11 protein-coding genes are annotated in these 13372 nt (G+C 56.4%); 5 read left to right on the forward strand and 6 right to left on the reverse strand.

Annotated features, from left to right (window positions below; all coding sequences use genetic code 11):
- Nucleotides 1–8: 8 nt before the first annotated feature.
- Both spoT and rpoZ read right to left on the reverse strand, forming a co-directional pair.
- On the reverse strand, nucleotides 9–2126 hold the full coding sequence (gene spoT / locus K6123_RS02265) for a bifunctional GTP diphosphokinase/guanosine-3',5'-bis pyrophosphate 3'-pyrophosphohydrolase (RefSeq protein ID WP_221793686.1): 2118 nt from the start codon (nucleotides 2124–2126) through the stop codon (nucleotides 9–11).
- A gap of 34 nt (nucleotides 2127–2160) precedes the next feature.
- Nucleotides 2161–2391, reverse strand: a complete 231-nt coding sequence (rpoZ, locus tag K6123_RS02270) for a DNA-directed RNA polymerase subunit omega (protein WP_221793688.1) — start codon at nucleotides 2389–2391, stop codon at nucleotides 2161–2163.
- Between the two features lie 355 nt (nucleotides 2392–2746).
- Between rpoZ and K6123_RS02275 the strand changes: the two genes are divergently transcribed.
- Nucleotides 2747–3259, forward strand: a complete 513-nt coding sequence (locus K6123_RS02275; RefSeq protein ID WP_221793690.1) for a TlpA family protein disulfide reductase — start codon at nucleotides 2747–2749, stop codon at nucleotides 3257–3259.
- A gap of 114 nt (nucleotides 3260–3373) precedes the next feature.
- The gene (locus tag K6123_RS02280; RefSeq protein WP_221793691.1) at nucleotides 3374–4303 is read left to right on the forward strand and encodes a dioxygenase family protein; all 930 of its coding nucleotides are present in this window, start codon (nucleotides 3374–3376) and stop codon (nucleotides 4301–4303) included.
- 27 nt (nucleotides 4304–4330) lie between these two features.
- Here K6123_RS02280 and gmk read toward each other — a convergent pair whose 3' ends face one another.
- From gmk to K6123_RS02300, 4 genes are all read right to left on the reverse strand, one after another.
- Entirely contained in the window at nucleotides 4331–4945 is a 615-nt protein-coding gene (gmk, locus tag K6123_RS02285) for a guanylate kinase (RefSeq protein ID WP_221793693.1), read from the reverse strand.
- A 117-nt stretch (nucleotides 4946–5062) separates the two neighbouring features.
- A complete protein-coding gene (locus K6123_RS02290; protein WP_221793695.1) occupies nucleotides 5063–5947 on the reverse strand; it encodes an AEC family transporter in 885 nt (294 codons plus the stop codon).
- Nucleotides 5948–6071: 124 nt separating this feature from the next.
- The gene (locus K6123_RS02295; RefSeq protein WP_221793696.1) at nucleotides 6072–6647 is read right to left on the reverse strand and encodes a glutathione S-transferase family protein; all 576 of its coding nucleotides are present in this window, start codon (nucleotides 6645–6647) and stop codon (nucleotides 6072–6074) included.
- A 178-nt stretch (nucleotides 6648–6825) separates the two neighbouring features.
- Nucleotides 6826–7512 carry a glutathione binding-like protein gene (locus K6123_RS02300; protein WP_221793698.1) on the reverse strand — a complete coding sequence of 229 codons (687 nt, stop codon included), beginning with the start codon at nucleotides 7510–7512 and terminating at the stop codon, nucleotides 6826–6828.
- Between the two features lie 225 nt (nucleotides 7513–7737).
- Between K6123_RS02300 and K6123_RS02305 the strand changes: the two genes are divergently transcribed.
- The 3 genes from K6123_RS02305 (at nucleotide 7738) to K6123_RS02315 (ending at nucleotide 13356) form a co-directional block, all read left to right on the forward strand.
- A complete protein-coding gene (locus K6123_RS02305) occupies nucleotides 7738–11283 on the forward strand; it encodes a hybrid sensor histidine kinase/response regulator (protein ID WP_221793700.1) in 3546 nt (1181 codons plus the stop codon).
- 115 nt (nucleotides 11284–11398) lie between these two features.
- Nucleotides 11399–12283, forward strand: a complete 885-nt coding sequence (locus tag K6123_RS02310) for a response regulator transcription factor (RefSeq protein WP_221794427.1) — start codon at nucleotides 11399–11401, stop codon at nucleotides 12281–12283.
- A 290-nt stretch (nucleotides 12284–12573) separates the two neighbouring features.
- Nucleotides 12574–13356 (forward strand): type IV pili methyl-accepting chemotaxis transducer N-terminal domain-containing protein, encoded by a 783-nt coding sequence (locus tag K6123_RS02315; protein ID WP_221793701.1) that lies wholly within the window; start codon nucleotides 12574–12576, stop codon nucleotides 13354–13356.
- The last annotated feature ends 16 nt before the right edge of the window (nucleotides 13357–13372 follow it).

Consider the following 13372-nt stretch of genomic DNA (forward strand, 5'->3'; position numbering starts at 1 on the left):
ACAAGGGGTCAGCTACGCAGTCGGACGATTTTGTTCACCCCGGAGATATTACGCAACTTGCGCATTACCCGGGCGAGGTGTTTACGGCCGGTAATATTGACTTTCAGATGCGTCACGCTGAGGCGGGCATCCCGTTCTTCGACACTGATTTTCTCAATGGTGGCGTCGGCCATATTGATGGCGCTGGCGAGATCCACAATCAGACCGCGGCGGTTTTCCATGTAAACCTTGAGGCTGACCGTAAACTCGGCGTCGATGTCCTTGGCCCAGTTGAGGGCAACACATTTTTCCGGATTGCTGCGGATGTCTTCAACGTTCCGGCAGCTCTCGGTGTGTACCACAATGCCTTTGCCAGAGCTGACGTGACCCACAATCGGGTCGCCCGGAATCGGGCTGCAGCACTTGGCGAAGCTGACCATCAGGCCTTCGGTGCCCTTGATTGACAGCGGCGTTTCCGGGCTGGCTTCAAGGTCGATATCGGTGCCACGCTGGCTCGCCAGCAGACGGCGGGCAATCAGCGGTGCCATACGGTTACCGGAGCCAATATCTTCCAGCAGGTCTTCCAGCTGGCTATGGCCACTTTCTTTCAGCACCAAGGCAATCTGATCGGCATCGACATCCGCCAGGGTGTTGTCGAGTGCCGCCAGCGCCTTGTTGAGCAGCCGCTCACCCAGCGCCACGGATTCAGAGCGGCGTTGGGTTTTAAGATAGCTGCGAATACCGGAACGGGCTTTGCCCGAAACGACAAAATTCAACCATGCCGGGTTCGGCTGGGCGCTTGGCGCAGTCACAATCTGCACGGTCTGGCCGCTTTGCAGCTTGGCGCTCAAAGGCGACAGCTGACGGTCAATGCGACAGGCGATGCACTGGTTGCCGATGTCGGTATGCACCGAGTAGGCAAAGTCGATTGGCGTCGCGCCAGCAGGCAAGGTCATGATCTTGCCTTTCGGGGTAAAGACGTAAATCTCTTCCGGGAACAGGTCGAACTTCACGTGTTCGACAAATTCGACCGGGCTACCCGCATTTTTCTGCAGTTCCAGCAGGTTCTGTACCCACTGGTGAGCACGCTGGGAGCCACTGGCCTGGTCGCTTTCGGACTTGTAGAGCCAGTGGGCGGCAATGCCATAGTTGGCCATGGCCTCCATTTCCTCGGTACGGATCTGGATTTCAATCGGCACATTACCGGCGTTGAACAGGGTGGTGTGCAGCGACTGGTAGCCGTTGGCCTTGGGAATGGCGATGTAGTCCTTGAAGCGACCTGAAATGGGTTTGAACAGGCTGTGCATCAGGCCAAGAATCCGGTAACAGCTGTCGATTTCATCAGTGATGATGCGAAAGCCGTAGACGTCCATGATTTCGTCGATGTCTTTTTTCTTCGACTTGGCCATCTTGGTGTAGATGCTGTAGAGGTGCTTTTCACGACCGACAACGCGGGCGGAAATACCGGCTTCACTGAGACGGCTGCGAATGGTGTTGGCGATCTGGCTGATAATTTCAGCGTGACGGCCACGGTGATTCTTGACGGCCTTGCGAATCAGCTCCGAGCGCATCGGGTGCATGGCTTCGAAGCAGAGGTCTTCCATCTCGACCCGAATGCTGTTGAGACCAAGACGGTGGGCAATCGGTGAATAGATGTCGAGGGTTTCGCGAGCGATGCGGCGGCGTTTTTCCGGCCGTAACGAGCCCAGCGTGCGCATGTTGTGCAGGCGGTCAGCCAGTTTGACCAGAATTACCCGGATATCGCGGGCCATGGCCATCGCCATTTTCTGGAAGTTTTCGGCCTGTTGCTGCTCTTTATCCTCAAAGTGGATATGCGTCAGCTTGGATACGCCATCCACCAGATAACCAACGGTTTCGCCGAACTGGGCTTCCAGTGCCGGGCGAGGTACGCCGGTATCTTCAATCACGTCGTGCAGCATGGCAGCCATCAGCGAATGATGGTCCAGATGCATGTCGGCGAGAATGCTGGCTACGGCCAGAGGGTGGATAATATAGGGTTCACCACTACGCCGGCGCTGGCCGTCATGGGCCTGCTCGGCGTAGTAATACGCTCGGCGCACCTGCTGGATTTGCTGGTGGCTGAGGTAGTGTGACAGTCGTTCAGACAGGGCATCAAAAGTGGGCATGCGGGTCTCCGGGGGATGATGCGCTGTCGTTCGATCAGTAGCGGTCTGCCTTGGCGGCTTCTTCCTGGGCTGCAATCGAGGCTGGAGTTACCAGACCTTCAGCAATTTCACGCAGGGCCAGTACGGTAGGCTTGTCGTTTTCTTCCGCTACCAGTGGCTCAGCACCGTCTACGGCAATCTGGCGGGCACGCTTGGTGGCCAGCATGACCAGTTCAAAACGGTTATCTACGTTAGTCAGACAATCTTCAACAGTTACGCGAGCCATAAAACTTCCGTTCAGGTTTTAATCGATAGGACCGCACATTGTAGCTGAAAATTTGATCGATGGAAGCATCATCCTGTTAATTCAGTCATTGCTTTTAAGAGCATGTAATTAGTGTAGTGGTTCCAATTGGTTGATCGTGATTATTTTTCGCTATAAACCGACAAGGTTTTTCTGAGATTGGGGGCGGGCTGAGCAGTTCGGGAGTTGGGAATATCGCCGCTGGTATAAATAACATGCGTGTGTGTCCCGGCATGCTGGGACGGTGAGTTATCTGGGGCACTGGGAATTCGCCAGCAACCCATGGCTGTGCCAGAATTCTGTTAATCGCACTGGGTTGAGCTTCTCGGGAGTAAATATGCGATCGGGTTTTGAACGTTTGGCGGCAGTCGTGCTTTTGGCAGGCACGGTTTTCAGTGTACAGGCGCTGGAAATCGGCCAGCCTGCACCGCAGTTTCGTTTGCCTCTTCTAAACAGTGAGCCCGAACCGGCTCGGATGGGCATCTCTGATCTGCATGGCCAGCTGGTGTTGCTGGATTTCTGGGCCTCCTGGTGTGGCCCCTGCCGCAAGTCGCTGCCGTTTCTGGATGAGCTGCAAAGTCGTTATAGCGCACGTGGGTTTCAGGTATTGGCGGTGAGTCTGGATGATTCTGCGGCCGCTGGTCTGGGCTTTCTGCAACAGTATCCGGTGGGTTATACCAATCTGCTGGATGTGGATAGTGACGTCGCCGATTTGTATCAGGTGCGTGGTATGCCGACCTCGGTGCTGATTGATCGGGATGGCAAGGTCGCCTGGGTTCATCCCGGTTTTAAAGAACAGGATAAAGACCAGATCGAACAGCAGATCCAATCCCGTTTGCCGTCAAACTGATCGGTCAGGATATGTCATTACTGGCGGGTTTTTGTCAGTGCCTGTGCACTTTTTCAGCGGTCTGACGTTGTATAACGGATGTAAATATTTTGCTGACCCAATGACGGAGAGACCATGAACTCACCTGTTTTGCCTGAGCTGCTGACGCGTCGAAAACTGTTGTTGCAATCGTTGTCGTTGGCAGTGGTACTGCCTGCTGCAACCAGTCTGGTGGGCTGCGGCGGCAGCTCGAATTCTTCTTCCGGTACTACAACCAGCTCTGACGATACTTCTACGGATAGCAGCTCAGATTCGGATTCTGACGATTCTTCCGACAGCTCGGATTCTTCTGATTCATCTTCATCGGATGCGGAGTCTCTCTCGCAGGACAACTCGTCGGTCGACTGGGCGACGGGTGGCACCGACAGCATCACGGTGGAATATCCCAACCCGTTTGAAGAAGGTAGTTATTCGACCTGCTCGCTGACCAGCGAAACCACTGAAGGCCCGTGCTATTCCGATACCGTTGAGCGGGAAGATATTTCCGAAGGCCGCGACGGTTTGCCAACCCGATTGTGCTTCCGGGTGGTGGATTCCAGCTGTAGCCCGGTGGCCGGTGCGGTGGTGGATATCTGGCATTGCGACCGTTATGGCGTTTACAGCGGTGATGGTATGCAGTCGGTAGCATTCTGTACCGGCAATGATTCCGAATACACCAGCAACGATTTCTTCCGTGGTACCCAGACCACCGATGATGATGGTTACGTCTGGTTCAGCACCTGCTTCCCGAGCTGGTATTCCAGTCGTGCCGTGCATATTCACTTTATGGTGATTGTGGATGGCAAAACCTGGGTGACGTCACAGGTTGGCTTTGAGGATGATCTGGTCGATGAGATTCTGACCGATTGTTCGGACTACAGCGGCACCGGTCGTGGGCTGCCAGACACCTACAACTATAACGATACCGTGTTCCCCAGCAGTGGTTATGAAGAATACCTGCTGGATACCCACAAGATGTCGGATGGCTCGATGTTGGCCTGGAAAGAGTTGATGATCAGCGCCTGATAACAGGCGCTGTAATCTGCCGCCGAATCAGCCTGCCAACAGATTGGTGAGGGTATCGGCGTGGCGGGACTGCTGGGCTTCGAGGCGGTGGCGACGGGCAATCACAATGGCGCGCAGTTCTTCGAGGGTATTGTCGAAGTCGTCATTGATGATGAGGTAATCGTACTCGGCGTAATGGCTCATCTCGGACTGGGCGTCGCGCATGCGGCGCTCGATGGTTTCGGCGTCGTCCTGGCCGCGGTTGGTCAGGCGTTCACGTAGGGCTTCAATCGACGGTGGCGCGATAAACACAGAAACGGATTTGGGCATCAGCTTGCGAACCTGCTGGGCACCTTGCCAGTCGATTTCCAGAATCACGTCGCGGCCAGCGGCCAGTTCGCTTTCGACCCACTGCTGGGAAGTACCATAGAAATTGTCGAATACCTGGGCGTGTTCCAGAAACGCGCCTTCACCAATCATCTGCTGGAAGTTTTCCACCGTGGTGAAGTGGTAGGCGACGCCATCCTGTTCGCCCGGGCGCGGTGCGCGGGTGGTGTGGGAAACCGAAACCCCGATGTGGGAAGTGGTTTTCAGCAGGGCATTTACCAGGCTGGTTTTACCAGCACCGGAAGGTGCCGAGAAGATAAACAGGGTGCCAATCATTGCAAGCAGGTTCCGCTCGGGTTCTGAATCAGGCGGAGTATTATAGCGAAAGCCGCCGGTCGCAGCATCCGCCAAAGCGCCTGGAAGTGCCTTCTTATATGCCAGTTGTCTGAACAGTCAGCTGCCAAACCACCACACCAGACTGGCGACCAGAAATGAAAACGGCATCGACAGCAGAATCATCATCGCCATTTCCTCTTTCGGGCCACCGTAGCGGGTGGTCAGCAGGTAGCTGATGACTGCCATCGGCATCGCCATTTGTACCATCATGGTCAGCGATTCCACTGGCGATAACGGTAACCAGCGGGTGGCCAGCCAGGCCACCGCAACACCGACTACTGGCCGCCAGGCGGAAAACATCAACACCCGTCCCAGCGCCGCGCGATCAGAAATGCGTAATTGCGCGACTGAATGACCAAGCAACAACAGCATCACCGGCAAGGTGATCGACCCCAGCATGTCGAGGGTTTTCATCACCGTATCCGGTAACTGTAATTGCAGACTCAACAGCAGAGCACCAATCAGCAGCGCCATAATCGGCCCGCTTTTTAACAGCGCTTTGGGGGAATAGCTGCCCGACATGCAGGCCACACCGAAGGTGAAATGGCTGATCTGCACCACTGAGGAAATCACAATACCGGCGGCCAGACCTTCCTGACCAAAAAAGGCGAAGCACACTGGCAGGCCGAGGTTGCCGGTATTGGGGTTGGTGAGTGGTGGCAGGTAGAACTGCGGGCTGATACCCAGTGCTTTCAGCAGCAACCAGTTGATCAGCGCGACCAGCGCCAGAATCACTATGGTGCTGCCAATCAGGCTGGCCATGGCAACCACGTCCATGTCCATCGACAGCACCGAATGCAGCAGTAGTGCAGGAATGCCGACGTTCGACACCAGAGTGCCAAGCTGGGGATTGTTGAGGTAATCGGTTTTACGACTGAGGAAAATCCCCACGGCCATTAACAGGAAAACCGGTGTCAGGGCCTGGGTCAGGGCGTGCAGCATTAACTTCTCCGGCTGGCGCGCGATGGGAAATAATTCGAACGGCCATTCTACGGCAGCAGAGAAGTTGCAGCTATTTGATCAGACGACGCTGACTCATAACAAAAATTGATGTATCAGCTGCCTGCTAACGAGGCAGCGTCAACTGCACCACCGGCCGCTCCGCATGACTGGCGACCAGCGCCTGCAATGCCGGTTGATCCACAAAGTCATGTAATTGGCGGAATTTCAGCCAGTCGACCATGGTGACCAGGCACATGGTTGGATAGCTCCAGTCATCAAAGCTGCCGTCGATGACCTGTTGTTCCAGCCAGCGCAACGAGTCGGCAATGCGTTCCCGTTGCAACCGGAAAATCATCCGGTCTTCTTCAATCGCCAGCTCAGAGCGTTTGCCTAATACCAGCACCACGCAGGAATCCGTCACCGCATCAATCACGCTGATCAGGTTGTGCTGATCCAGTGTCAGCGCCGGTAGCCCCAGCTTGTTTTGCAGGTAGTGAAAAATCACGTGTGAATCAAAAATGGTCTGGCCGTTATCTTCCAGCACCGGCACCTTGCGGATGGGGGATACCGCGGCAAATTGCTGGCGCCCGGCATCGTCGTACAGCGGGACTTCACGGAATTCATGGTCAACGCCGTCGAGCAGCAAGCGAATACGGCGGACAAAAGGCGAAGGCTGGGTGCCGTGCAGAATCAGGCTCATAAGGGCTTCCCTGGTTGATAAACAGTGGGCTGGCAATCGCTGGAGTGGCAAAAATGGCTAACAGCAAACGGATAATAACGTCATCCCGGGCCTGCTTGCGAGACCCGGCCGTGGTGGTCTGGAGGCCGGCGGCACAGATGATTTCCGCGCCGCTTAATCCAGCCTGTCTGCCAGAACCTCAGGGGTGTAATACCGCCACACTGGCAGGGCGTTCGAGACAGAGGTTCAGCCACTGGCGCACGTGAGGGTAATAATCCAGCGCCAGCTCCTGCTGGGCTTCGTAAGGGCGAATCAGTGCCCGAACCCAGGGCCAGTTGGCGATGTCGGCAATGCTGTAGTCGTTACCCATGATGTAGGTATGGTCGCTGAGGCGCTGATCCAGCACGGTTAACAGTCGTTTGGTTTCCTTGCGGTATTTCTGTAACGGCCGTTTGTCTTCCCACTCGGCGCCTTCTTTGGTGAAGAAAAAGCCGAACTGCGGAAACATGACACCGGGGCCGGAGGCCTGCCACATTAACCATTGAATGGTTTCGTAACGGGCGTGGCGATCATGGGGCAGGAAACGACCGGATTTTTCGGCCAGATACAGCAGGATGGCGTTGCTTTCCCACAGCCCTAACGGCATACCGTCCTGACCGTGCGGGTCGATGATCGCCGGGATCTTGTTGTTGGGATTGAGCGACAGAAATTCGGCGCTGTGCTGGTCGTCGTCGCGGAAACTGAGCAGGTGTTTTTCGTAGGCAATATGGGTTTCTTCCAGCATCGCCGCGACCTTCAGGCCGTTAGGCGTATCGACGGTATACAGCTGGATGATGTCGGGATTGCTGGCGGGCCAGCGTTCGGTAATGGTGTAGGGCGAGAACATAAAAGCCTCCGCTGCCAAAGGGCGCTGCGCTGATTGTTATAAGGCTTTGAAGGTCTTTGCCGGGCCAGAGTTCCGGTGTTCTGTTGTTCCCCACGAACACTCTGTTACCGCGTTCATACGATAAGACTTGCCAGTGAGCCTGGGCCAATGTCGTCAAAACACGGCGGACTGCCGGATTGGGCGGGCTCAGGGTACACTGCCCTTTTATGGTGCTGTGGTGAGGATATGTCGGCTTCCCAGAGAATTTTCAAGGTTCGTCGCCACTACAACAAATGGGTCGCCGACCAGACGCTGGAAGACTATGCACTGCGTTTTACTGCCCGCAGCGGTCGGCGGATGTCGATCGAACGGGTGGCCCAGACAGCGTTGGGCGCAACGGCGTTTCTGGCGCTGGAAGGTATCGCCGCTGCAGTAACCCTCAACTACGGTTTCACCAATACCGTGGTGGCCATGCTGGTGGTGTGCCTGGTGTTTTTTATCACCGGCTTTCCGATCACCTATTATTCTGCCCGTCACGGGCTGGACATCGACCTGCTGACCCGGGGTGCCGGATTTGGCTACCTGGGTTCAACTATTACCTCGCTGATCTACGCCACGTTCACCTTTATCTTTTTTGCCATCGAAGCGGTGATTCTCGCCGGTGCCTTGTATGCCTTGCTCGGCGTGCCGCTGGCGATTGGTTATTTTATCTGTGCGGTGGCGGTGATTCCGATTGTGACCCACGGCATCCGGGCGATCAGCAAATTCCAGTCGGGCACCCAGCTGTTGTGGGTCGGGTTGCAATGCGCCGCGCTGCTGGTGGTGATTGTCAACGAATCCGCCAATTTGCCGGGCTGGACCGAATACGCCGGTATGGGACAGGCGTTACCGGATGCCAATGCGTTGCCACGGGCTGATGGCAGCAGTGGCGGTTTCAATATCCTGCTGTTTGGTGCGGCGGCGTCGGTATTTTTTGCGCTGGTGCCGCAAATAGGCGAGCAGGTCGACTATCTGCGTTTTATGCCGCCGCGGACCGAGGAAAATCACCAACGCTGGTGGTTCTGGCTGGTGCTGGCGGGGCCGGGCTGGGTGTTGATCGGCATCATCAAGATGTTGCTGGGCTCGTTTCTGGCGTATCTGGCGATTACCCAAGGCATGGATTACGCCCAGGCGACTGACCCGACCCATATGTATCAGCGGGTGTACTTCTATCTGACCCAATCGGAGGGCACCGCGCTGTTGCTGGCAGCGACCATGGTGATCATTTCGCAGATGAAAATTAACGTCACCAACGCCTATGCCGGTTCCATCGCCTGGTCGAATTTCTTCTCGCGGCTGACCCACTCCCATCCAGGCCGGGTGGTCTGGCTGGTGTTTAACGTCACCATTGCGCTGCTGTTGATGGAGCTGGGAATCTATCAGGCGCTCGAAGCGGTGCTGGGGGTGTTTGCCATTGTGGCGGTGAGCTGGCTTGGTTCGCTGGCTGCCGACCTGCTGATCAACAAGCCGCTGGGCTTGAGCCCCAAGGTGATGGAATTCAAACGCTCACACCTGTACGACATCAACCCGGTGGGGGTTGGCTCCATGCTGCTGGCATCGACGCTGGGCATGTTGTCGTATCTGGGGCTGTTCGGCGACGTGCTGGCGACTCTCAGCCACTTTGTCAGCCTGCTGACCTGTTTTCTGGCAGTGCCATTAATCGCCTGGCTGACCAATGGCAAATACTACATCGCCCGTACCTCGCCGGAATTGCTGGCGCTGGATATCACTCCAGCAACCCCGGTCGCCCGGCCGCAGCCGATTGGCATGGTCGCCACCACGCATAAATGCGGCGTCTGTGAGAACCATTTTGAGTCGGAAGACATGAGCTGGTGCCCGGCCTATTCGCTGCCGATCTGTTCACTCTGTTGCAGTCTGGACGTGCGTTGCATGGACGTCTGCAAACCCTGGGGACGGGTATCGCGGCAGATTACCCATTTCCTGTCGAAGTTTGTCTCAAGCCGGGTGGTGCGACTGGTCAATTCGCGGCTGGGCCAGTTCACCGCGCTATTGCTGGTGGTGAATCTGCTGACAGCGGCCTTGCTGGCGCTGATCTACCGTCAGATGGCACCGGTTTATCCGGATGAAATCCGGCTGCTGCAGCAAACCCTCTGGACGTTGTTTTTCACCCTGTTGATTGTTTCCGGGGTGGTTGCCTGGCTGTTCCTGTTGGCTCATGAAAGCCGGGTTGTGGCACAGAAGGAATCCAACAAACAGACCCGAAAATTGATGGCGGAAATCGAGGCTCACGAAGAAACCGACCGCGAGCTGCAGCAGGCGAAAGAGCTGGCGGAGCGCGCCAACGCCGCCAAGAGCCGCTATCTAACAGGGATTAGCCACGAGTTACGCACACCGCTGCAATCGGTGATTGGTTACGCCCATTTACTGGCCAGCCGTGAAGACACCCCGGACACTCATCAGAACGGTTTGCAGATTATTCAGCGCTCGGGCCAATACCTCACTGACCTGATCGACGGCCTGCTGGATATTTCCCGTATCGAAGCGGGTCGGCTGGAGCTGTTTCGCGAGCAGGTCGAATTGCCGCCGCTCATCGAACAGCTGCAAGCCATGTTCGCCATGGAAGCCGGTAAAAAAGGCATCCGCTTTGAAACCTCGATTCAGGGCAAGCTGCCGCGCTGGACCATGACCGACGAAAAGCGGCTGCGGCAAATCCTCATCAACCTGTTGTCCAACGCGGTCAAATACACCCGTGAGGGCGAAGTCCGTTTTGATATTCGCTATCGCAATCAGGTGGCGGAATTCTCTATTCGCGATACCGGCCCCGGTATTGAAAGTGCCGAGCTGCAACGAATTTTTGATCCGTTCGAACGGGTGCGAGATCAGAATACCGCCAGTTTGCCGGGCACTGGCCTGGGGCTCACTATCGTGCGTTTGCTGGTGGATATTATGGGCGGCGATCTCAAGGTCGACAGCGAACCCGGCCATGGCAGTTGTTTCCGGGTGGCGCTGATGTTGCCGTGGCTGTCGGAACAGCATGGCAGCCAGCTGGCTTCCGAGGACCTGCTCGATATCCATCGGCTGGCCGGTTACGACGGTTATCAGCGCAGCATCATGCTGGTGGACGACGACCCGGTGGTACGCGGTTTGTTGTCGGACCTGTTAACGCCGCTGGGCTTTGTGGTGCTGGAAGCCGCCAACGCCAGCCAGTGTCTGAAAATGCTCGACCAGCAGATGAGCAAGATTCCCGATCTGTTCCTGCTGGATATTTCCATGCCGGGCATGTCCGGGCTGGAACTGGCGGCGGTATTGCGTCAGCAAGGTATCAAGCAGCCGCTGGTAATGCTGTCGGCCGACGCCCAGGAACAGGATCGCAGTGCCGCCGAACAGTCGATCTACAACGATTATCTGGTCAAGCCGGTCACTAACCGCCGCTTGCTGACAGTCGTTGGCGGCTTGCTGCATTTGCAGTGGCGCTGGCGCAACAGCGAAGCCGGTGAACTGGCTGAAGGCAGCTTGCTGGTGCCGGAAGCGGCAGCATTGGATCAGGCCAAAAGCGGTTTGCCAGCGCTCACCGATGCGCAGACCGAACGGCTAAGGGAGCTGCAAGCCTACGCCGAAATGGGCTATCGCAAGGGGGTTCAGCAAAGTCTGCAGGCGCTGGCAGCCACGGATTTCCCGGTGGCCTTGATGGACGAGGCACAGGCGCTGGTGAGTGGCTTCCGCTTTGCCGAACTGGCGGAGCGGGTGGTGGTCTGGCTGGCAGCACAAGCCGAGCAGCAAAATGGACGATGACGATTGTGTTTAAACGCTACAATACCCGACAATTGGCAATGGTTTTCAGGCAGCAGGCAGGCGGGTGGTCTCTTTGACGGCTTCATACACAGATCAGCAGTCAGGCAGCACGGATATGGTGCTGGTGGTAGACGATTCGCCAGATTCGCTCAGCCTGATCAATGACGCCCTTGAAGCCGCCGGACTGGAAGTGCTGGTAGCGCTGGAAGGCCGTCAGGCGTTGATGATCGCCCGTAAAATGCGCCCGGATGTGATTCTGATGGACGCCATCATGCCCAACATGGACGGCTTTGAAGCCTGCCGGATTCTCAAGTCTGACCCTGAGCTGGCCAATATTCCCGTCATCTTTATGACTGGCCTGACCGAGACCGAACACATCGTCAAAGGCCTCGAAGCGGGCGGCGTCGACTACCTCACCAAACCGATCAAACCACAGGAACTGCTGGCGCGGATTCGGGTGCATCTGAAAAATGCCCGCCTGACCAACAGTGCCCAGTCGGCCCTGGACTCCACCGGCCAGCACCTGATGACCGTGACTCCCGCTGGCATCACCAGCTGGGCGACACCACAAACCCACGCCTTGCTGGCGCGTGCCCGGGTGGATGAATTTGTACTGCAGGCGGTGATTGCACCGCAGCTGCAACAGTGGCTGGGACAGCCGCTACAGCCTGGCCACAGCATCCGCTTTCACGACCTCAGTTATCCACTGACCGCCCGTTTCGTAGAGCGCCAACCCAGTGGCGACACCCTGATCAAACTGATCGACGGCGAACGCCCGAGTGGCCCCATGCTGCTGCGGGATCAGCTTGGCCTGACCGAACGGGAGTCGGAAGTGCTGTACTGGATCGCCAACGGCAAGGCCAACCGCGAAGCCGCCGAGATCCTCGGCATGAGCCCACGCACGGTGAACAAACACCTCGAACAGGTGTTCACAAAACTCGGTGTAGAAAACCGCACGGCCGCTGCAGGCGTGGCCCTGCGCTTGTTAACAGTGGAATAGCCTCTGTTGCCGTGAAGCCAGGATACAACGCCTGATCGAATGTCCGTTTTGTCGTAACGGCTGATCGTTGGCCGTAGCGCGCTGTCATAATTGTGTTATTTTTGAGCAATGCACCAATGACGGTGCAATCACTTGTTAGTCTCCGAACCAGATGCAGCTTGCGTAAGCAGGCGTTCAGATCAAAGCCGATCTCTCTCGTAGAGGTCGGCTTTTTTTTTGGCCGCTCGAAAAGTCAGCCGCTGGTTCGTTACTCATATTTACGACGTCTTAAGCGAAGGGGGGAGTGTCGTATGAAGAAGGTAATGGCCATTTTGATCGCCGTCAGCAGCCTGCTGGGATTCGGTGTTCCTGCGCTGGCGATGAACGATGCCGAAGCTATTAACCTGTCTGGCAGTCAGCGGATGTTGTCGCAACGGATGATGAAGAGCTATCTGATGATTGGTGCTGACGTCAAAACCGACGTTGCCCACAAGCAGCTGGATGAAAGCATCGGCCTGTTTGAGGAGCGCCTGCAGGCCCTGCAGGACTACGCCCCGACCGACAAGATTCGCACCCGGCTGGGCATGGTTGAAAAAATTTGGGTCAAACACCGTGCCGGGCTGCTGGCCACACCGGTGAAAAGCAATATCGACAGCTTTATGAAGGAAAACCGTGACCTTCTGGGCGCCTGTAATGATGTGGTGATCGAGATCGCCCGCTTTGCCAATGTGCCCAGTGCCGAGCTGGTGAATATTTCCGGCCGTCAGCGGATGTTGTCACAGCGTATCGCCAAGGCTTATGTCGCCATGTACTGGAATGTTGACTCTGCTGACGTGCGCAAGGAGTTCTCGGACTCGATTGCAGAATTTGGACAATCATTGCAGCAGCTGCAGCAGTCACCCATCAATACACCGGAAGTCCGTCAGGCGCTGGAACGGGTTGGCTCGCAGTGGTCGTTTTCCCAGACCGGTTTCAAGCTGGATGAAAACGGCCAGTACGTACCGACCGTGATTGCCGTAACCACCGAATCGATTCTCTGGAAAATGAACGACATCACCAAAATGTACGAACAGATTATGTCGAGCCAGTCCTGATCAACCAATAGTGCAC

Origin of the sequence: Oceanobacter mangrovi (assembly GCF_019740315.1) — a bacterium.
GTDB classification, from domain to species: domain Bacteria; phylum Pseudomonadota; class Gammaproteobacteria; order Pseudomonadales; family Oceanobacteraceae; genus Oceanobacter; species Oceanobacter mangrovi.

Excerpts from the sequence above, each read along its gene's own strand:
- spoT (WP_221793686.1), bottom strand. The coding sequence starts at position 2,126 with ATGCCCACTTTTGATGCCCTGTCTGAACGACTGTCACACTACCTCAGC.
- rpoZ (WP_221793688.1), bottom strand. The coding sequence starts at position 2,391 with ATGGCTCGCGTAACTGTTGAAGATTGTCTGACTAACGTAGATAACCGT.
- K6123_RS02275 (WP_221793690.1), top strand. The coding sequence starts at position 2,747 with ATGCGATCGGGTTTTGAACGTTTGGCGGCAGTCGTGCTTTTGGCAGGC.
- K6123_RS02280 (WP_221793691.1), top strand. The coding sequence starts at position 3,374 with ATGAACTCACCTGTTTTGCCTGAGCTGCTGACGCGTCGAAAACTGTTG.
- gmk (WP_221793693.1), bottom strand. The coding sequence starts at position 4,945 with ATGATTGGCACCCTGTTTATCTTCTCGGCACCTTCCGGTGCTGGTAAA.
- K6123_RS02290 (WP_221793695.1), bottom strand. The coding sequence starts at position 5,947 with ATGCTGCACGCCCTGACCCAGGCCCTGACACCGGTTTTCCTGTTAATG.
- K6123_RS02295 (WP_221793696.1), bottom strand. The coding sequence starts at position 6,647 with ATGAGCCTGATTCTGCACGGCACCCAGCCTTCGCCTTTTGTCCGCCGT.
- K6123_RS02300 (WP_221793698.1), bottom strand. The coding sequence starts at position 7,512 with ATGTTCTCGCCCTACACCATTACCGAACGCTGGCCCGCCAGCAATCCC.
- K6123_RS02305 (WP_221793700.1), top strand. The coding sequence starts at position 7,738 with ATGTCGGCTTCCCAGAGAATTTTCAAGGTTCGTCGCCACTACAACAAA.
- K6123_RS02310 (WP_221794427.1), top strand. The coding sequence starts at position 11,399 with ATGGTGCTGGTGGTAGACGATTCGCCAGATTCGCTCAGCCTGATCAAT.
- K6123_RS02315 (WP_221793701.1), top strand. The coding sequence starts at position 12,574 with ATGAAGAAGGTAATGGCCATTTTGATCGCCGTCAGCAGCCTGCTGGGA.